15 protein-coding genes are annotated in these 20,004 nt (G+C 42.3%); 10 read left to right on the top strand and 5 right to left on the bottom strand.

All coding sequences use genetic code 11. The features are described 5' to 3' along the window. Nucleotides 1-30 precede the first annotated feature (30 nt). Nucleotides 31-1,227, top strand: a complete 1,197-nt coding sequence (locus EL244_RS02750; RefSeq protein WP_126458582.1) for an amino acid aminotransferase — start codon at nucleotides 31-33, stop codon at nucleotides 1,225-1,227. 59 nt (nucleotides 1,228-1,286) lie between these two features. Here EL244_RS02750 and uvrA read toward each other — a convergent pair whose 3' ends face one another. After that, nucleotides 1,287-4,121: an excinuclease ABC subunit UvrA gene (uvrA, locus tag EL244_RS02755; RefSeq protein WP_126458585.1), complete on the bottom strand. Its 2,835-nt coding sequence runs from the start codon at nucleotides 4,119-4,121 to the stop codon at nucleotides 1,287-1,289. Nucleotides 4,122-4,423: 302 nt separating this feature from the next. Here uvrA and EL244_RS02760 point away from each other — a divergent pair, with 302 nt between their 5' ends. The 4 genes from EL244_RS02760 (at nucleotide 4,424) to ilvN (ending at nucleotide 7,403) form a co-directional block, all read left to right on the top strand. Further along, nucleotides 4,424-4,963 carry a single-stranded DNA-binding protein gene (locus EL244_RS02760; RefSeq protein ID WP_126458588.1) on the top strand — a complete coding sequence of 180 codons (540 nt, stop codon included), beginning with the start codon at nucleotides 4,424-4,426 and terminating at the stop codon, nucleotides 4,961-4,963. Between the two features lie 265 nt (nucleotides 4,964-5,228). After that, nucleotides 5,229-5,318, top strand: a complete 90-nt coding sequence (ivbL, locus tag EL244_RS02765; protein ID WP_112837526.1) for an ilvB operon leader peptide IvbL — start codon at nucleotides 5,229-5,231, stop codon at nucleotides 5,316-5,318. A gap of 100 nt (nucleotides 5,319-5,418) precedes the next feature. Beyond that, nucleotides 5,419-7,116 (top strand): acetolactate synthase large subunit, encoded by a 1,698-nt coding sequence (gene ilvB / locus EL244_RS02770; RefSeq protein ID WP_126458591.1) that lies wholly within the window; start codon nucleotides 5,419-5,421, stop codon nucleotides 7,114-7,116. 2 nt (nucleotides 7,117-7,118) lie between these two features. Continuing rightward, entirely contained in the window at nucleotides 7,119-7,403 is a 285-nt protein-coding gene (ilvN, locus tag EL244_RS02775) for an acetolactate synthase small subunit (protein WP_126458594.1), read from the top strand. 44 nt (nucleotides 7,404-7,447) lie between these two features. Here the strand turns inward: ilvN and EL244_RS02780 are convergent, their stop codons facing one another. Beyond that, complete coding sequence (locus tag EL244_RS02780) at nucleotides 7,448-8,005, bottom strand: helix-turn-helix domain-containing protein (protein ID WP_126458597.1); 558 nt, start codon at nucleotides 8,003-8,005, stop codon at nucleotides 7,448-7,450. Between the two features lie 281 nt (nucleotides 8,006-8,286). Between EL244_RS02780 and EL244_RS02785 the strand changes: the two genes are divergently transcribed. Beyond that, nucleotides 8,287-9,483 (top strand): MFS transporter, encoded by a 1,197-nt coding sequence (locus EL244_RS02785; RefSeq protein WP_006815958.1) that lies wholly within the window; start codon nucleotides 8,287-8,289, stop codon nucleotides 9,481-9,483. A 50-nt stretch (nucleotides 9,484-9,533) separates the two neighbouring features. Here EL244_RS02785 and EL244_RS02790 read toward each other — a convergent pair whose 3' ends face one another. Then, nucleotides 9,534-11,219 (bottom strand): ArnT family glycosyltransferase, encoded by a 1,686-nt coding sequence (locus EL244_RS02790; RefSeq protein WP_126458600.1) that lies wholly within the window; start codon nucleotides 11,217-11,219, stop codon nucleotides 9,534-9,536. A gap of 532 nt (nucleotides 11,220-11,751) precedes the next feature. Between EL244_RS02790 and EL244_RS02795 the strand changes: the two genes are divergently transcribed. The 3 genes from EL244_RS02795 (at nucleotide 11,752) to EL244_RS02805 (ending at nucleotide 15,994) form a co-directional block, all read left to right on the top strand. Continuing rightward, nucleotides 11,752-13,098: an NCS2 family permease gene (locus EL244_RS02795; RefSeq protein ID WP_006815956.1), complete on the top strand. Its 1,347-nt coding sequence runs from the start codon at nucleotides 11,752-11,754 to the stop codon at nucleotides 13,096-13,098. 293 nt (nucleotides 13,099-13,391) lie between these two features. Beyond that, on the top strand, nucleotides 13,392-15,041 hold the full coding sequence (locus EL244_RS02800; RefSeq protein WP_112836113.1) for a Na+/H+ antiporter: 1,650 nt from the start codon (nucleotides 13,392-13,394) through the stop codon (nucleotides 15,039-15,041). Between the two features lie 68 nt (nucleotides 15,042-15,109). Then, a complete protein-coding gene (locus EL244_RS02805) occupies nucleotides 15,110-15,994 on the top strand; it encodes a carboxylate/amino acid/amine transporter (RefSeq protein WP_126458603.1) in 885 nt (294 codons plus the stop codon). Here the strand turns inward: EL244_RS02805 and metR are convergent. Further along, nucleotides 15,894-16,850 (bottom strand): HTH-type transcriptional regulator MetR, encoded by a 957-nt coding sequence (gene metR, locus EL244_RS02810; RefSeq protein WP_006815953.1) that lies wholly within the window; start codon nucleotides 16,848-16,850, stop codon nucleotides 15,894-15,896. The genes EL244_RS02805 and metR overlap by 101 nt on opposite strands. A gap of 108 nt (nucleotides 16,851-16,958) precedes the next feature. Here metR and metE point away from each other — a divergent pair, with 108 nt between their 5' ends. Further along, nucleotides 16,959-19,238, top strand: a complete 2,280-nt coding sequence (gene metE, locus EL244_RS02815; RefSeq protein WP_126458606.1) for a 5-methyltetrahydropteroyltriglutamate--homocysteine S-methyltransferase — start codon at nucleotides 16,959-16,961, stop codon at nucleotides 19,236-19,238. A 48-nt stretch (nucleotides 19,239-19,286) separates the two neighbouring features. Here metE and EL244_RS02820 read toward each other — a convergent pair whose 3' ends face one another. Beyond that, the gene (locus EL244_RS02820) at nucleotides 19,287-19,676 is read right to left on the bottom strand and encodes a YidB family protein (protein WP_126458609.1); all 390 of its coding nucleotides are present in this window, start codon (nucleotides 19,674-19,676) and stop codon (nucleotides 19,287-19,289) included. Between the last annotated feature and the right edge of the window lie 328 nt (nucleotides 19,677-20,004).

Below are 20,004 nucleotides of genomic sequence, written 5' to 3' on the forward strand. Positions count from 1 at the left end.
AAAAGATAACCTACAAGTGGGAGATATCCTGTGTACCAACATGTTGATGCTTATCCGGGCGACCCAATTTTATCGCTGATGGATGAATTTAATAAAGATACTCGTGAAGGCAAGATTAACCTGAGTATTGGTCTTTATTATGATGCAGAGGGGAAAACCCCTGAGCTGGAAACCGTCGGCACAGCGAAAGCTGCACTGCGTAAACTCCCAGCGAGTGCTTCACTATATCTGCCAATGGAAGGTCTGAAAGACTATCGTACTGAACTGCAAAAGTTAGTATTTGGTGAAGATTGCCCGCTGATTGGCCAAGAGCGTATTGCAACAGTCCAAACAATCGGTGGTTCTGGCGCATTAAAAATCGGTGCAGACTTTTTATATCACTATTTCCCAAACTCTGAAGTCTGGTGCAGTGACCCAACATGGGAAAACCATGCGTCTATTTTTTCGGGTGCAGGAACCAAGGTTCACTATTATCCTTACTTTGATGAAAAAACCAAAGGTGTGAAATTTGATGAAATGCTGGCAACTTTTAAGAAGTTACCAGAAAATAGCATCATTTTAATGCACCCTTGCTGCCATAACCCAACAGGCTCCGATCTAACGCCTGCTCAGTGGGATGAAGTCACCAAAGTCGCATTAGAGCATAAACTGATTCCATTCTTAGATATCGCTTACCAAGGCTTTGCTGAAGGTATCGATGAAGATGCTTATGCCATTCGTACGATGGTTAAAGCTGGTCTACCGGTATTTGTCAGTAATTCATTCTCTAAAATCTTTGGTATTTATGGGGAGCGTGCTGGCGGTTTATCCGTTATCTGTAAAGATAAGGATGAGCGTGATCGTGTGTTAGGTCAGTTGAAAGCGGGTGTTCGTCGTCTATATTCAAGCCCACCATCAAATGGTGCAAAAATTGTTGCAGCGGTGCTCACTGATAGCCAACAAAAAATGAAATGGCTGGAAGAAGTTGAAGCAATGCGTTTGCGTATTTTAGAAATGCGTACCGTATTAGTGGATGAATTGAAGAAAGCCCTGCCAAATAAAAACTTCGACCATCTGTTAAAACAGCGCGGTATGTTTAGTTACACTGGTTTTTCTCAGCAACAAGTTGACCGTTTGAGAGATGAATTTGCAGTGTATTTGGTAGGAACAGGACGTGTCTGTATGGCAGGAGTTAACCGTCATAACGTGAAACGTATTGTTGAAGCGTTCACGGCTGTGAGCCAATAATGCATTATTTTTGATAAATTGAAGGGGAACCTAGTTCCCCTTTTTTAATACTATTTTACTTAGTATCCGCGTTCTAAAATTGGTTTTAAGAATCGAGCTGTATGTGATTTTTCACATTCCGCAACCTGTTCTGGTGTACCAGCAACAAGGATTTCACCACCGCCGCTACCACCTTCTGGACCTAAATCCACAATCCAGTCAGCAGTTTTGATAACATCGAGGTTGTGCTCAATCACAACAATAGTATTGCCCTGATCACGTAGTTGATGAAGCACCACTAACAGTTGTTGAATATCGGCAAAATGCAGACCAGTAGTTGGTTCATCCAGAATATAGATGGTTTGCCCAGTCCCGCGTTTAGACAATTCACGCGCTAATTTCACACGCTGTGCTTCACCACCCGAAAGGGTTGTCGCAGATTGCCCTAAGCGGATGTAAGACAGACCAACATCCATCAGTGTTTGTAGTTTACGTGCCAGTGCAGGAACCGCATCGAAGAATTCACGGGACTCCTCAATAGTCATATCCAACACTTCGTGAATACTTTTACCTTTGTATTTAATTTCCAAGGTTTCACGGTTATAGCGCTTCCCTTTACATTGGTCACAAGGTACGTAGACATCCGGTAGGAAATGCATCTCAACCTTAATGACGCCATCACCTTGGCAGGCTTCACAGCGACCGCCTTTGACGTTAAAACTAAAACGTCCAGGATTATAGCCTCGGGTACGAGACTCTGGAACACCTGCAAATAACTCACGAATCGGTGTAAATATCCCAGTGTAGGTCGCAGGGTTAGAACGTGGTGTCCGCCCAATTGGGCTTTGGTCAATATCGATGACCTTATCAAAATGTTCTAAACCTTCGACTTCTAAATAAGGCGCTGGGGTAATGACCGTCGCACCATTCAGTTGGCGTTGTGCAATGGGAAAAAGTGTATCATTGATCAGTGTTGATTTGCCTGAACCGGAAACCCCTGTAATACATGTAAATAAGCCAACAGGAATATCTAAGGTGACATTTTTAAGGTTATTGCCTGTCGCACCAACGACGGTCAGCATTTTATCTTTATTGATTGGCACGCGTTGCTGAGGGATCTCAATTTTGCGTTCACCACTTAAGAACTTACCGGTCAGTGAATCTGGATTTGCGACGATATCTTCCAGTTTACCTTGTGCCACAATTTGCCCACCATGAACCCCTGCACCGGGACCAATATCAATCACATGGTCAGCAGCACGGATAGCGTCTTCATCATGCTCGACGACAATCACGGTATTACCTAAATTACGTAGGTGGATTAAGGTTTCTAATAGGCGATCATTATCACGCTGATGAAGCCCAATTGATGGCTCATCCAATACATACATAACGCCGACTAGACCTGCACCAATTTGGCTTGCAAGACGAATACGTTGAGCTTCACCACCCGACAACGTATCTGCCGAGCGAGAAAGGCTTAAATAATTTAGTCCCACATTGACTAAAAATTTCAGGCGCTCACCGATCTCTTTCAGAATTTTTTCGGCAATTTGTGCCCGCTGTCCGCTCAGTTTTAAGTTTTGGAAGAACTCCATCGCATGACCAATGCTGTAATCAGCAATTTCAGGCAATGTGGTATTTTCAACAAACACAAAGCGTGCTTCTTTACGTAAGCGAGTTCCACTGCATGTTACGCAGGGACGGTTGCTAATATATTTGGCTAACTCTTCGCGTACCGCAGTAGATTCGGTTTCTTTATAGCGGCGCTCCATATTATTCAGAACGCCTTCAAACGGATGGTGACGAACAGTGATATCACCACGATCGTTACGATATTTGAACTCAATACTCTCTTTGCCTGAGCCATATAAAATAACTTTTTGTATTTCAGGGCTTAATGAATCGAAGGGGGCTTCAACATCGAATTTATAATGCTCACCCAAGGACATTAGCATTTGGAAATAATAAAAGTTACGACGATCCCAACCGCGAATTGCACCACCTGCAAGGGAGATCTCGGTATTTTGGATCACGCGCTCAGGATCAAAAAATTGTTGAACGCCTAAGCCATCACAGCTTGGGCAAGCCCCCGCTGGATTGTTAAAGGAAAATAGGCGCGGTTCCAGTTCCATCATGCTATAGCCACAGACAGAACAGGCAAAATTGGCGGAGAAGATTAATTCTTCTGCTTTTGGATCGTCCATATCGGCGACGACAGCAGTTCCTCCCGAGAGCTCTAATGCGGTCTCAAAGGATTCGGCAAGGCGCTGGGCAATATCATCGCGGACTTTAAAGCGATCGACGACCACTTCAATAGTATGCTTTTTCTGTAATTCGAGTTTTGGTGGATCGGAAAGATCACAAACCTCACCATCAATTCGCGCGCGAATATAGCCTTGGCTAGCTAGGTTATCGAGTAATTTAACATGCTCACCTTTACGATCTTTCACGACAGGTGCAAGTAACATCATTCGACGATCGGTTGGTTGTGCGATCACATTATCTACCATCTGACTGACAGTTTGTGCCGCTAACGGAATACCATGATCAGGACAGCGCGGCTCACCCACACGGGCAAACAACAGTCGCAAATAATCATGAATTTCCGTGATTGTCCCCACCGTTGAACGTGGGTTATGGGAAGTGGATTTTTGCTCGATAGAGATGGCTGGAGATAGCCCTTCAATATGGTCAACATCCGGTTTTTCCATTAAAGAAAGAAACTGGCGAGCATAAGCCGATAAAGATTCAACATAACGACGTTGACCTTCAGCATACAAGGTATCAAAGGCTAAGGACGATTTACCTGAGCCAGATAACCCTGTAATAACTATCAGCTTGTCTCGGGGGATGATGAGATTGATATTTTTTAGATTATGTGTGCGAGCACCGCGGACTTCGATATTCTCCATTTACCACTTCCCGAATGAATTGATAGTGAACAAGCGAAGAAGTATGACATATTTTTCCCTGAATGAATATACAGTATATGTGCTGTTTCTATTTCGTTGTCTCGTCAGATTATCTGGAAGTTATCTGCAATTTAGATTAATTAGTGTCTATACTAAAAACCAGTAATGCAGATTTCACTTAAATTTGGAAAGCCCTTCGCAACTTCAATTAAGCAATTTCAATTTATGGTGCAATACAGATAGGTCGTGGTAAACTTCACGGCTAGTCCAGAGATTAAAATTCAATGCATCAGGAGTAATAAATGGCCAGCAGAGGCGTAAACAAAGTAATTCTTATCGGTAACCTAGGACAAGATCCAGAAATCCGTTATATGCCTAACGGCGGAGCTGTAGCTAACCTGACTCTGGCGACTTCTGAAAGTTGGCGTGACAAGCAATCCGGTGAAATGCGTGAAAAAACAGAATGGCACCGTGTTGTGATTTTCGGCAAATTAGCTGAAGTTGCCGGTGAATATCTGAAAAAGGGTTCACAAGTTTATATTGAAGGTTCATTGCAAACACGTAAATGGCAAGACCAAAGCGGTCAAGAGCGCTATACCACCGAAGTTGTCGTTAACATCGGCGGTTCAATGCAGATGCTGGGTGGTCGCGGTGGCGATGCGCCATCACAAGGTCAAGGTGGGCAAGGTGGTTGGGGTCAACCACAACAGCCAGCAGCGGCTCAACAGTTCAGTGGCGGCGGCGCAGCTCCTGCACGTACTCAAGCTCCTGCACGTACTCAAGCTCCTGCACCTCAAACTAATGAACCACCAATGGATTTCGATGACGATATTCCGTTCTAAAATTGATTTTAGATAACTGATATCATTGATTAAAGCCCTTAATTTTAAGGGCTTTAATTTTTTCTACTGAAGATTATAAAGTTAAAATGACATTCTTACATGAGCATGTGATGAATGTCTCGTTTAGCATTCACAACCAAGAAAAATAGAAAAAAGGGTTGTGGGGATTAGTTTTTTATGGTTTCTTAGATGCAGCAAACACAATAATGAAAAAATCAGACAGAATTTAGCTAGACTAATTTAATTACAGGAAGATCCCGTGAAAATGACCGCTAACCGTTCAAACCTACTACTTACCGCGCCACTAGCCGCGGTAGTCGTGCGTGTGGTGGTGGTCGTGGGCATAGCGCCGTAACGGGAACAAATCACACGATTTAAAAACCCCGCCGGCGCAAACCGAGCGGGGTTTTTTATGACCCAAAGCTCAGTTCCGCAGGCTAGTGAAGGAAAAAATTATGAGCGAGTCGGGCAATACATCATCACAAAAAACCTGTTACACAGGTGCAGAATTAATCGTCCATTTGCTGGAAAAACACGGAATTACTATCGTCTCCGGAATCCCTGGTGGCGCAGCATTGCCTTTCTACGATGCATTAGGGCAAAGTAAAAAAATCCGTCACATATTGGCTCGTCATGAGCAAGGCGCTGGTTTTATCGCTCAAGGCATTGCTCGTACAACGGGAAAGGCTGCGGTATGTATCTCTTCCAGTGGCCCCGGTGCGACTAATTTAGTCACGGCCATTGCAGATGCAAAATTGGACTCTATTCCACTAGTTTGTATCACGGCTCAAGTTTCTTCCTCTATGATTGGTACGGATGCATTTCAGGAAGTCGATACCTACGGAATTTCAATTCCAGTAACTAAACATAATTATTTAGTCCGCAGCATTGAAGAATTGCCGGGCGTTATTTGTGAAGCTTTCCGTATTGCGGAGTCGGGGCGTCCCGGTCCGGTATGGATTGATATCCCTAAAGATGTTCAAACCGCGACGATTCAATTAGAGGCGTTACCTGATGTCATGCCGAAGGATAAAGCACCAAGTTTTGATATGGAAAAAGTTATCCAAGCGGCAGAAATGATTAACCATGCTAAGCGTCCTGTACTTTACTTTGGCGGCGGTGTTATTAGCTCTAACTCTACGCAAACAGCGATAGCATTTGCAGAAAAAGCCTCTTTACCGACCACGATGACATTGATGGCATTAGGGACGATCCCGATGCGTCATCCGCTGTATTTGGGAATGTTAGGAATGCATGCGGCGCGCAGCACGAATATGATCATGGAGGAAGCGGATTTATTGATTGTTATCGGAGCACGCTTTGATGATCGTGCGATTGGTAAGGCGGAGAAATTTTGCTCGAATGCAAAAATTATTCACGTTGATATTGATAAAGCTGAAATCAGTAAAATTAAGCGCCCAGATATCGCTATTCATGCAGATGCAGGGCAAATTTTAGAATTATTATTACCTTTGATTGAACGCGATGATCGTGAAGAGTGGATTGCACAAGTTAATGACTTAAAGAAAAACTATCCATTAAATTTAGCGAATGCAGAAGATCCACTGGATCATTATGGTTTGGTATTAGCAACCGCGCGTGCCGCGGGTGAAGAAGCGATAGTGACCACCGATGTTGGACAGCATCAAATGTGGGCGGCTCAGGTGTATCCGCTATCGCGTCCACGCCAATGGTTAACGTCGGGGGGATTGGGAACCATGGGATTTGGTTTACCAGCGGCAATTGGAGCCGCATTGGCCAATCCCGATAAAACGATTGTTTGTTTTTCAGGTGACGGTAGCTTGATGATGAATATTCAGGAATTAGCCACCGCAGCTGAGCATCAATTAAATATCAAAATTGTTTTAATGAACAACCAAGCCTTGGGAATGGTACATCAGCAGCAAGATTTATTTTTTGAAAATCGTATTTTTGCGGCGGCTTATCCATACCAAACTGATTTTATTAAAATTGCAGCGGGTTTTGGTTTACAAACTTGCGATTTAAATCATGAAACCGACCCTGAGATGGCGTTAGACGCGGTGATGAATACCAAAGGCCCTTGTTTAATTCATGCCCTGATCGATGTGAATCAGAAGGTATATCCAATGGTTCCTCCTGGAGCTGCTAACATTGATATGATCGGAGCGTAATTATGGAATTTGAAAATCACCCAATCGCCTTAGAATTAATTGTTCGTAACCACCCAGGCGTCATGTCCCACATTTGTGGGCTATTTGCGCGTAGGGCTTTTAACGTTGACGCTATTTTATGTTTGCCAATTAAGGGCAGAGATGAAAGCCGTATTTGGCTGTTAGTTGAAAAAGACGAACGTTTATCTCAGATGGTGAATCAGGTAGAAAAGTTGGAAGACGTGCGTGAAGTGCGTTTTAGTGATGACCTCAGAGTCTTCGAAACCATGCAGAATTATTTGCAGTAATTCTTAATTGAATTTATCAGCCTACAATCGTTGTGGGCTGATAATTAAACACCATCACTTAAATGGGAATAGGTCATCACAACCGTTGCGTGTAAATCCCCTTCAATGCATAAATAAGAGTGGGGCAAGTCGCCACTAAAAGCATAAAAATCCCCCGCATCTAAAACCACATTCTGCTCATTATTAAAACGTAACATTAACGAACCGGAATGCAGCATGATGTGTTCATGAGTTCCGCTCATATGGGCAGGGCTATTAATAATCGCCCCTCTTTTCATACTAAGTTGCCAAATTTCGGATACATTTCCCATGCTAATGCGAAATTTAAATTGCTCTAAGTAATCCCCTTCTTGCGGTATTGCTTTGACAAAATAAGGGTAAGATTCATTTTGACGAGTAAATAAGTCACTGAGTGGAAAACGCAGCGCGGCAGCAATAGATTCCAGAGTATCGATACGCGGGTTTGAATCGCCGGACTCCAGTTTTGACAGGGCAGCTTTAGATATTCCCGAGAGCTGAGAAAGTTCATTTAGGGACAGATTTCTCGCTTGACGAAGCAATCGTATTTTCTGTCCAATTTTTATATTTATTTTGTTACTCACAATTAACCTTCCGTGATATCTAAATTATGCTGATAATTCTATCATTTTGAAAATGAAATGTCAGAAATCAGCTAATATGGAAATAATGTTTTGTTGATATAGGTTAATCTAAAAATAATTTGGTTTTTCAGTCTGTTATTATTATCGAATAAATACATGGTATAATCATTTTTGCATTATTCTATTATCTAAATTTTCAATAATATTTTATTTCAATCAAATAATAAAATTCCGGAGTTTATATCTGTTAATTAATTTAAATTAAGCAGATTAATACAAAAATGAGCCCTGACAATCAGCGTTTTCAACACTTTCGACGTTCTGCTTCCTTTGCTATTTTTACGATTACAACCAGTATTGCGGTCATCGGCATTGTTATCGGTCTTAGCATTCCAATGGTCGCCCTGAGATTAAATAATTTTGGGGTCAGTGAGTTATATATTGGTGTTATATCCGCGGCACCAGCTTTAGGGATGTTTTTGATTGCCCCTATGGTGCAGCGAATTGTGCAATGGTGCGGTAAACGCAAAGCGATGTTGATTGCGACAATTATTTCCGCTATCAGCCTGTTGCCGTTATTAAGCTCTTTACCGCTATGGTTACTGTTTCCTCTGCGTTTAATTACTGGCTTAGCAAGTGGGGTCTTGATTTGTTTGGGTGAGACGTGGATCAATGAATTATCATCTGAAAATAAGCGCGGACGCATATTGGCGATTTACACTACCGTATTTACAGTTAGCCAATTATTAGGACCTTCGTTTATTGCGTATTACGGCGTAGAAGATAAATCGCCTCTATTTATTTGTACATTGATTCATTTAATTTCAGTGGCACTATTTTTAGTGATGGATCAGAAAATTGGAGACCGTCTTGCAGAAACGGCTTCAAAATCGAATTTTTCTATTATTCAATTTGTTAAAGTGGCTCCCGGTATCTGTGGTGGGATACTATTTTTTGCTTTTTTTGATGGCACAATTTTATCCATGTTCCCGATTTATGGTATGGGGATGGGTCATACAGAAGCGATAGCTGCGCTAATGATTAGCGCCATATTAGCGGGTGATGCCATTATGCAGATGCCGTTTGGGTGGTTAGCTGACCATATGAATCGAGAAAAATTGTATCGTATCTGCGGTGTTATTACGCTAGGTGCGAGCATGCTATTGCCGTTACTCATTACCCACACTTATTTAATTTGGGTGTTATTGTTCGTACTTGGTGCAACGGCGGGGGCAATCTATACCATTGCCTTGGTACAAATTGGTCAATACTTTAAAGGTAACGAGCTAATTATTGCGAACGCAGCAGCGGCTATGTTATGGGGAATTGGTAACCTTTCAGGTCCATTATTGGCCGGTGTTGCAACGACAATTTCGCCGTCGGGATTACCAGTATTGTTGATCTCAGTCGCCGGGTTATTTCTATGGTTTACACGAGAAAAATACGGTGCTCAGGCAATTCAGCAACAATCGCAATAAATTTCAATGAAAAAAATCCCCGAATAGTCTGTCGGGGATTTATCAAGTAGTTATTCAATGACACGGTAAACCACTAAATTTTCACGAAATTCATCAGGACGATGGTTGGCCCAAAATATTTTCATACCTTCTGGGGCCGGTTTTATCTCTTTCGAGTGCACAATCAACCAGCGGCAGTGGGCGGGTTTTTCAAAGGTATCCTGCCGTTGATGTAATACGCCGGTGTAGTAGTACAACATGGGAGCTTCAGATTCGCCGATGTTATCGGATGTCATACAATCCTGCTCGGTAAATTGTCCCGTGAGGTGTTGGTTGAGATCAGTAAACACCCCTTCATATCCTTTCGAATAGTCCACCCAGCCGACGAATAAACTTAAAATAATTCCCCATACTGTGACCATGCCAAGTAACCAATTTTTCATGCTTTGCAAGGCTGTCTCTGAGGTAGGAATTATGGTGTTACGAAAGCACCAAATTAGCGTAATGAATAACGCCCAAATAAATGCAATTGCAGAAAAATGCATCTGATAGGTCATGGGAAGCCAGCGAGAAAAAATCGTTAGCCACTCTCGATGATGGTTAGATAAGGCAATGAAATAGCAAATCCACAGGATAATTATCAGTAAAGACCAAAAAATGGTAGCAAAGTGCGAGAATAGCCGAAGAAGTCTATCTGAAAACTGCTGAATAACCAGTGAGGCTAAAATGGCCATTGGTGCAATAAACGGCAATAAATAGAGCGCTCGACCACTGGCGGATAGCTGCAAAAATACAATACCCAGTAATGGAAAAATAGTGACCAAATACTCATTTTTATCGAAAAGGCGTTTGAGTGGATTTCGAAGAAAATAAGCGGTCGCTAACAGACCTGAAGGTAGGGCAAAAAAGGCAATCGCCGCAGGTATTCGGGTATGGTTGGCTTTTGCGCCTAATTTTTCAACAGAAAAGCCCAAGAAACGCCCAATATTATTTTCCCAAAACCAGGTTACGAATAGCTCAGGGTGCTTTAGATAAAGAATAATTGGCCATGGAAGAATTAATAATAATGCGACAGCCCCTGCAATTATGGTGGGTATCCAAAATTGTTTTCGTCGACATTCAGTTAGGAATATGGGGGCTAAAAATAAGCTAATCCATAGCACACCGGGAATAAATATCCCTTTTGACAGCATTGTAATAACTGTTCCAAGAGATAACCAGCAAGTAGATGCGATAATTTTTTGTTGTTGAATTAGCCCTAATAACCCATATAAACCGATGGTTGCTCCCGCCATTAATGCCACATCAGTGAACATTTCATGGGAGTGACGTAATATTCCTGGAGCGCAGGCATATAAAGCAAATGCAATCCAAATTCGTGAGTCGGATAAATTTTTTGCGTTAAAAAAACGACGAGCAAGTAAAACAAAAAATGAAAAATTGATTATGGAGAAAATGAGTGTTGCGCTTCTAGCGGCATCATAAAGTGGCATGATACCGGAGAATAAATGTGCAGTCAGGGTCGCTACCCAATAGTATATTGGGGGCTTCTCCATAAAAGGTTCACCTGCGTTCGTCGGGACTAGCCAGTTTCCTGTTTCATACATCGTTTGGATAATACCAAAACTGTAGTTTTCATCTTGCTTCCATGGGCTATGAGCATAAATCCCAGGTAAAAGATAAATGAGTAGAAATAGGAAAAAAAGAATTACAATTCTTTTTTCGGATGCTTTAAATAATGAAGTAATAATTGACATTTTTATTTTAAAAATTAAATGGATTAATAAAAGCGTTATTGTTTATATAAAGTAATATTATTTTTAATTTTTATTTAATAAATATTAAAAATAATACGTTATAAAAATGATTTATTTAAATAAACAAATTTGGATTGAGAATACTAGCAAGATAATCAAAATTGTATTTAAACAAAGAGTATATAAGGAAGAGTAATAAGTATATTTGCTTGTTTTTTGTGAGGGATAGTCGCGTTGTTTACGTTTTTAGTCGCTGTTATGGGCATCATAAAACACTTGATTAACCCACCGCTTTAGAACGATAATTACGCCCTTCACAATTTGCCGCATTTTATTCAAAAAGCCAAACGATTGCGCGCTGTATCCAGTACATGATTTTGTATCGAAAAATATGTCGGTTCAGTTAACTTTATTAAAAAAGTAATCGTTTACGTGGTTTTTAGTGAGTCGGTGAAAATAACTAGACAATAAAAATTGTATAGTAAAATTAGTGGCATAGATTACTTTCGAAAATTAATAATAGAGGTAGACCATGGCAAGCCAGCAGGCGTCATCCAATTGCAAGTTGGATTCATATTTTAAGATAACAGCGCGTGGCTCATCAGTACGCCGCGAAATCATTGCGGGATTAACAACATTTTTAGCGATGGTTTACTCGGTTATTGTCGTACCGGGTATGTTAGGACAAGCAGGTTTTCCTCCAACAGCGGTATTTATTGCAACCTGTTTAGTGGCAGGTTTCGGTTCCCTATTAATGGGCTTGTGGGCAAATCTGCCGATGGCGATTGGTTGTGCAATCTCATTAACAGCATTTACCGCGTTTAGTTTGGTTCTGGGTCAGCACATTAGTATTCCTGTGGCTTTAGGCGCAGTATTCTTAATGGGGTGCTTATTCACTCTTATCTCTGTAACAGGTATTCGTAGCTGGATTTTACGTAATATGCCAATGGGGGTTGCCCATGGTACGGGTATCGGCATCGGATTATTTTTATTGTTGATCGCAGCAACCGGTGTGGGCTTAGTAATTAAAAACCCAAATGCCGGCTTGCCTGTGGCGCTGGGTGAATTTACCTCTTTCCCTGTTTTAATGTCACTGATTGGCTTAGCGGTTATTTTTGGCTTAGAGAAACGCCGTGTTCCAGGTGGGGTTTTATTGGTCATTATTGCCATCTCAATTATCGGTTTGATTTTTGATCCGGCAGTAAAATATCAAGGCTTTTTCAAGTTGCCATCGCTGGGTGAAGATGGCTTGTCTCTGATGTTTAGTATGGACATCATGGGCGCATTACAGGCAGCGGTATTACCAAGCGTATTGGCATTAGTGATGACGGCAGTTTTCGATGCGACGGGAACTATTCGTGCAGTTGCAGGACAAGCGAATCTGCTAGATAAAGACGGCCAAATTATTGATGGTGGAAAAGCATTAACTGCGGACTCGGTGAGTAGCATTTTCGCTGGTGCTATCGGGGCTTCTCCCGCAGCGGTATATATTGAATCTGCCGCAGGTACCGCAGCAGGTGGTCGTACAGGCTTAACCGCGGTTGTTGTTGGCGTTTTATTCTTATTTATCTTGTTCTTATCACCGCTATCTTATTTGGTTCCAGCTTATGCAACGGCACCTGCGTTGATGTATGTTGGTTTGCTGATGCTGAGCAATGTGTCTAAGTTAGATTTTGACGATTTCGTTGATTCTATGTCTGGCTTACTGTGCGCAGTTTTCATCGTATTAACTTGTAATATTGTTACGGGCATCATGTTAGGTTTTGCTGCGCTAGTTATCGGGCGTATTTTTGCTGGTGAATGGCGCAAGCTGAACATCGGAAGTGTTGTTATTGCGGTTCTTTTGGTAGCGTTTTATGCTGCGGGCTTAGCAATTTAAAGGTAATTCTAGTTATGGGGTGGCAGCATTTGCCACCCTTTAATGGATTATGGCGATTAATCTCAAAGTGCAAATTATTTTCCCGTCAGATAGCTGGTTGAGGATAGAATATAGATAAGGCTGTAAATTAGGTGAAATAACATGTATTCGGCTACTTACTGCCTTGATTGAAAACATCATGGTCTGGACGGTGCTATCTCTTACTATGCGGCGGCAGGCAAAATTTGGGCTATCGCGTTATACTTTAAGTTGCATTATTTAGGGTATGCATTGAGTCAATAAGTAAGGGCAACATGGAAATTTTCTTTACTATTCTTATTTTGATCTTGGCTGTCTCTGTTTCTGGCGTTGTGACGAAAGTCCTTCCCATCCGTATTCCCCTTCCTCTGATTCAAATCGCCATTGGTGCTTTATTAGCATGGCCTCAATTTGGGTTGCATGTCACTTTTGACCCTGAACTGTTTATGGTTCTGTTGATCCCGCCATTGCTGTTTGTTGACGGATGGAAAACCCCAACTCGCGAGTTTTTCCAGAATGGGCGGGAAATATTCATTTTGGTTTTGGTTTTAGTTCTTGTGACCGTCGTGGGGATTGGCTATTTAATTTATTGGTTGATGCCGGGTATTCCGTTAATTGCCGCGTTCGCATTGGCAGCGGTACTTTCACCAACGGATGCGGTTGCTTTATCCTCTATTGTCGGGAAAGGGCGCATTCCTAAGCGCATGATGAGTGTGCTGGAAGGTGAAGCATTAATGAATGATGCTTCAGGGCTAGTCGCACTAAAATTTGCGGTAGCCATTGCCATGGGAACCATGGTCTTCAGTGTATCTGAGGTCACTATTGAATTCTTTAAAGTGGCTGTCGGTGGCTTGCTAGCTGGGGTTGCAGTTACTTGGCTATACAGTAAATCACTTCGTTTGATGAGCCGCTGGAGTGGGGATGATCCTGCGACTCAAATCGTCTTTATGTTATTGCTGCCATTTGCATCCTATATGATTGCAGAGCATATCGGTTTTTCTGGTATTTTGGCGGCAGTCGCCGCAGGTATGACAATTACAAAATCCGGCGTGATCCGCAATGCGCCTTTAGCTATGCGTTTACGAGCGGATAATGTGTGGTCGATGCTTGAATTCGTTTTCAACGGATTAGTCTTTATCATGCTCGGTTTACAATTGCCGGGGATCTGGGAAACGTCAGTTATTCAAGCAGAGTTAGACCCGAGCGTTGAAACGTGGATGCTGTTTGCGGCGGTAGTGATTATTTATTTTGCTTTGCTACTTTTACGCTTCTGCTGGCTGTGGCTGATGAAGAGATTCAGTCGGCTCTTTTTGAAGAAAAAGCCATTACAGTTTGCTAACTATACGGTTCGTGAATTATGGCTTGCCTCTTTTGCAGGCGTTCGTGGTGCGATTACTCTCGCCGGTGTGCTATCGGTGCCTTTATTCCTTACGGATGGGTCACCGTTTCCTGCTAGGTATCAGTTGGTGTTTATTGCGGCAGGGGTCATTTTATTCTCTATCTTTGCTGGGGTAGTGGCTTTACCGCTGTTGCTACGAAACTTCCAAGTGGGTGATAAAGAAGCCGATATTAATGAGATCCGGATGGCTAAATCCGCAATGGCGGAAGTCGCCATTGTCAGCTTAAACAAAATGCAAGAGCGTTTATCTGCGGATGTTGAAGAGAAGTTGGATTCGGAAGATATCAATGAGGTGGCGACACGAGTCATCGGTTATTTACGACGCCGAACAGCAGGCCAAGATGAGATTGAGCATAATCTACTGATTGAAGATCTTGAGCGCCGCTTCCGCTTAACGGCACTGCGTGCTGAACGTGGTGAACTTTATCACTTACGTGCAACCCGTAAAATCAGCAATGAGACTCTACAAAACTTGCTGATGGATTTGGATTTGCTAGAAGCAGTATTGATTGATAAAGAGCATTAAGCGGAAAAAACGCGTATTCTACTGAGCATTCTTGTGTGAAATATAATTGTGCTTGAGATTGAATAATAATGTGGCTACTGGTGATAACGACGCTGCTATGGGCAGCGTCTTTTAGTCTAATTGGGGAATACCTTGCAGGGCAGGTGGATAGCTGGTTATCTGTCTTAATTCGCGTTAGCCTTGCGGCCTTAGTCTTCCTTCCTTTTCTACGTTGGCGTAACTTCAGCGCTAAAGTCATTTTACTGTACATGCTGGTGGGTGCTTGCCAACTGGGGATCATGTATTTCTTTGTTTTCCAAGCCTATAAATACCTTAGCGTTGCAGAGTTTTTACTCTTTACGGTATTAACACCGTTGTATGTGACATTGATTTATGACCTCTTAGAGCGTCAGCGCCTACGTAAAGGGTATTTATTTAGCTCTTTGCTGGCAGTAATTGGGGCGGCGATCATTCGTTATGACCACTTAAGTGAGTCATTCTGGTTAGGTTTATTATTTGTACAGCTCGCGAATATTTTCTTTGCGATTGGTCAGGTCGGCTATAAGCGCCTGATGGAAATACACCCTATTCCTCAGCATCAAGCTTTTTCGTGGTTTTATATTGGGGCAACATTGATTGCGCTGATTGGATGGTTACTATTTGGTAATAAAGCGTTAGTTCCAACCTCGAATTCACAGTGGATTGTGTTGTTATGGTTGGGGATAGCTGCGTCGGGAATTGGCTATTTTATGTGGAACTATGGTGCCACGAAAGTGGATGCCGGAACCCTTGCTATTATGAATAACATGATGGTTCCAGCTGGTTTATTAGTGAATTTTGCACTCTGGCAACAGCATCCTGATTGGCTAAGTTTTACCATAGGCTCGAGCCTGATAATTGCGTCTCTGTGGGTGCATAAGCGTTGGATCCTCGCACCGACTTCACGTAAGACAAATTCTCCACTGCGTGATTAGTCGCCGTATTGATAAATGTCTCAATCGCTGGCTGGCGCTGCTCCCCCTCACGGCATGCAGCGTACAGTCGGCTCCATAACCCACTGCCTAAGGTTTTTGTCTTAATTAATCCTTGTTTTTCAAAGGAGTCTACCGCCCAGTGAGGCAGTGCGGCAATTCCCATTTTAGCGGCCACCATCTGTATTAAAATCAGCGTGTTATCTACGGTTTTTACATTCGGTGAAATCCCCGCAGGTTGTAAAAAATGGCGCCAAATATCAAAGCGTTGACGCTGAACAGGATAAAGAAGCAAGGTATCATCAGCCAGATCCTGTGGCTCAATTAACGGTTTTTTTGCCAATGGATGGTCATTGGCAACTACTAATTTCACTTCATAATCAAACATTGGTGTGTAGTGTAGTTCTTGCTCTGGCAGGATATCTGAGGTCATGACGATATCGAGCTCCCTTGAGAGCAGTTCTGGCTGCGGCTCAAAGGTGACACCAGATTTAAAATCTACATTTACTTGCGGCCATGTTTGCCTAAATTGCTGTAAAGCCGGTGTTAGCCATTGGATGCAACTATGGCATTCAATCGCAATACGCAGCGCACATACGCTGGGTTCATTACAGACACGAATGGCATCTTTTACCATTGGCAAAACTTTCTGTGCTAGCTGAAGCAGCACTTCTCCTTGCGGTGTAAAACGAACAGGTTGGCTTTTACGTATAAACAGTTTGTAGCCTAAGCGATGCTCTAAATCACTAAATTGGTGAGATAGCGCAGACTGAGTCTGATGCAGGTAGGTTGCGGTGGCGGCTAATGATCCGTGTTGGCTTAGCGCCTGCAACGTTTTTAAGTGTTTTAATTCGATCATGAGAAACCTTCAAGTTTGCGATGAATAATTTGCGCTTGTGCTTTATACAGTACCTGTTGATTATGGATGTGTAAACATCTAGACGGCTAAATATTTTAAGGGGTCAATATGTCTGTTATAAATCATATACTTGGTTTTCCACGTGTCGGACTGAAAAGAGAGTTAAAGCGTGCTCAAGAGGATTATTGGGCAGGCAAGATTGATCAACGTGCTCTTCTTGAAACGGGATATCAATTACGTGCTCGTCACTGGGAACAACAAAAAAATGCGGGCGTTGAACTGCTACCCGTTGGTGATTTTGCATGGTATGACCAAGTATTAACCACCAGTTTATTACTGGGGAACGTGCCGCCTCGCCATCAAAATGAAGATGGCTCTATCGATTTAGATACGTTATTCCGTGTAGCCCGTGGTCGTGCACCGACGGGGACGCCCGCAGCAGCGGGAGAAATGACGAAATGGTTCAACACTAATTACCACTATATCGTGCCAGAATTTCAACAAGGGCAAACATTTTCACTGTCATGGACACAATTGTTTGATGAAGTGGACGAGGCGTTGGCATTAGGTCATAAAGTAAAACCCGTGTTGATTGGACCGATTACTTATTTATGGCTAGGAAAAGTAAAAGGGCCGGCTTTTGAGCGATTATCATTACTTAATGAATTACTGCCGGTATATCAGGAAATTTTGTCTCGTTTGGCACAAAAAGGTGTGGAATGGGTACAAATTGATGAGCCTGCATTGGTGCTTGATTTACCGATTGAGTGGCAACAGGCTTATCTGCAAGCCTATCAGGCTCTATCAGGTAAAACCAAGTTACTACTGACCACTTATTTTGATGGTATTAGTCATCATCTGGATGTCATTAAGCAACTTCCTGTACAAGGTTTACATGTGGATGTTGTGGCTGGCAAAGATGATATTGAGAAACTGCATCAAGCCTTACCTGCCGATTGGGTATTGTCTCTCGGGCTGATTAATGGACGTAACGTGTGGAAAGGGGATCTTGGCGAGAAATTCCAACGTGTGAAGCCGTTACTTGGTCTGCGTGAATTGTGGATTGGTTCATCATGTTCGCTGTTGCATAGTCCAATCGACTTAAATGGTGAAACCCGCTTAGATGCGGAAGTGAAAAGCTGGTTTGCATTTGCGCTACAAAAATGTGAAGAGCTAGCCTTATTGACGAAAGTGCTGAACCAGCCTACGGCGGATAATATTGCCAAACTTGAAGCTTATAGCACGCCAATTCGTGCGCGTAAGACATCTTCTCGCGTCAATAATCTAACCGTTGCTGAACGCTTAGCCGCAATTCAACAGAATGATGTGGAGCGTGCTAGTGCATACGAAAGTAGAGCAGAGCGTCAGCGTCAACGCTTTAATTTACCATTATTGCCAACGACGACGATTGGCTCATTTCCTCAAACGAGTGAAATCAGAACGTTACGTTTAGATTTCAAAAAGGGGAATGTGGATAAACTGAGTTATCGCACCAACATTAGTGAACACATTAAGCAAGCCATTAAGGAACAAGAGATTTTAGATATTGATGTTTTGGTGCATGGAGAAGCCGAACGTAATGACATGGTGGAATATTTTGGGGAACATTTCGATGGCTATATTTTTACGCAAAATGGCTGGGTGCAAAGCTATGGCTCCCGTTGCGTAAAACCGCCTGTGATTATTGGTGACATTAGTCGCCCCGAAGCCATTACGGTTGAGTGGGCCAAATATGCACAATCCTTAACGGAAAAACCGGTCAAAGGGATGTTAACTGGCCCTGTCACGATATTGTGTTGGTCATTTCCTCGCGAGGATGTTAGCCGTGAAACTATCGCGAAGCAGATTGCATTAGCCTTACGTGATGAGGTGGACGATTTACAGAAGGCGGGAATTGGGATTATCCAAATTGATGAACCTGCGTTACGAGAAGGTCTACCATTACGCCGTGACGAGTGGGCAGAATATCTGACTTGGGCTGTGGATGCTTTTAAACTAAGCGCTGCTATCGCCGAAGATGAAACGCAAATTCACACCCATATGTGTTATTGCGAGTTCAACGATATTATGGATTCTATTGCTGCGCTGGATGCGGATGTTATCACCATCGAAACTTCACGCTCTGATATGGATTTATTGGATGCATTTGAACACTTTGATTATCCAAATGAAATTGGGCCGGGGGTTTATGATATTCATTCACCAAACGTACCAAATGTGGAATGGATTGTGGCATTACTGCGCAAGGCTGCGAAACGTGTACCTGTGGAACGTTTATGGGTGAATCCTGATTGTGGATTAAAAACGCGAGGTTGGGAAGAAACTCGCCAAGCGTTAGCTAACATGGTGGAAGCAGCGAAAAAATTGAGAAATGAGTATCAGAGTTAATGAATGAAGTAAAAGCCCACGAATAAGTGGGCTTTCATTATATAAAACTTAGCCAAACAGTTTTTGTTTAAGTAGATTCATGCCAATAGATGCTAAGTCAATATTCTCAGGTAAGACGCCATCTGGCGTTGCACCGTCGACTAATGTAGGCAGGTATTTAGCAACTAAATCAGATGTTTGTTGCGGGTCTAACCCGACATGCTGTGCTAATTCTTCAATTCCTAAATTGCCGAATACTTCAGTTAATTGGCTAGCATCAATCGGTAAATTTTCACCTTCACCAATCCACGATGCTGCAATATTGCCTAACCCCTCTTGGTTAAACTTATCGACCACACCTGAAAGCCCACCTTGGTTTTCAATCCAATCAATAACAGATTGAAATTGTTGCATTTTATCACCAGCAACCAGACTTAACATTTGATCAAACAGACCCATTTAGATTCCTCGATAAGGTAATTATGTGCTCAATACAAAGTATGGAACATTTTATAAAAATTAATAGGCGGCTATTTTGAGTAATTTGTATCACACGTCAATGAAAATAAAGAATTAGGTGAGAATAAAAGTGGAGTGAAAAGCGCGACATTAGAAAAACAGTATAAAGATCACAAATTTTATCACATGACGTTGTGAATGTTGTTTGATTGGCTTTCATTTAAAATATGATTAAATATCAATGCATTGTAATATTTATTGTTGATTTTTATATTCTCATCAATGTGATGATTGTCATATGTTTGTGAATTTTGTTATGTGAAAATTC

It is taken from the genome of Providencia rustigianii (genome assembly GCF_900637755.1).
GTDB classification, from domain to species: Bacteria; Pseudomonadota; Gammaproteobacteria; order Enterobacterales; family Enterobacteriaceae; genus Providencia; species Providencia rustigianii.

Coding starts and splice junctions, on each gene's coding strand:
- ilvN (WP_126458594.1), top strand. CDS start 7,119: ATGGAATTTGAAAATCACCCAATCGCCTTAGAATTAATTGTTCGTAAC.
- EL244_RS02800 (WP_112836113.1), top strand. CDS start 13,392: ATGGAAATTTTCTTTACTATTCTTATTTTGATCTTGGCTGTCTCTGTT.
- metR (WP_006815953.1), bottom strand. CDS start 16,850: ATGATCGAATTAAAACACTTAAAAACGTTGCAGGCGCTAAGCCAACAC.
- EL244_RS02805 (WP_126458603.1), top strand. CDS start 15,110: ATGTGGCTACTGGTGATAACGACGCTGCTATGGGCAGCGTCTTTTAGT.
- EL244_RS02790 (WP_126458600.1), bottom strand. CDS start 11,219: ATGTCAATTATTACTTCATTATTTAAAGCATCCGAAAAAAGAATTGTA.
- metE (WP_126458606.1), top strand. CDS start 16,959: ATGTCTGTTATAAATCATATACTTGGTTTTCCACGTGTCGGACTGAAA.
- ilvB (WP_126458591.1), top strand. CDS start 5,419: ATGAGCGAGTCGGGCAATACATCATCACAAAAAACCTGTTACACAGGT.
- EL244_RS02785 (WP_006815958.1), top strand. CDS start 8,287: ATGAGCCCTGACAATCAGCGTTTTCAACACTTTCGACGTTCTGCTTCC.
- EL244_RS02760 (WP_126458588.1), top strand. CDS start 4,424: ATGGCCAGCAGAGGCGTAAACAAAGTAATTCTTATCGGTAACCTAGGA.
- EL244_RS02820 (WP_126458609.1), bottom strand. CDS start 19,676: ATGGGTCTGTTTGATCAAATGTTAAGTCTGGTTGCTGGTGATAAAATG.
- EL244_RS02795 (WP_006815956.1), top strand. CDS start 11,752: ATGGCAAGCCAGCAGGCGTCATCCAATTGCAAGTTGGATTCATATTTT.
- uvrA (WP_126458585.1), bottom strand. CDS start 4,121: ATGGAGAATATCGAAGTCCGCGGTGCTCGCACACATAATCTAAAAAAT.
- ivbL (WP_112837526.1), top strand. CDS start 5,229: ATGACCGCTAACCGTTCAAACCTACTACTTACCGCGCCACTAGCCGCG.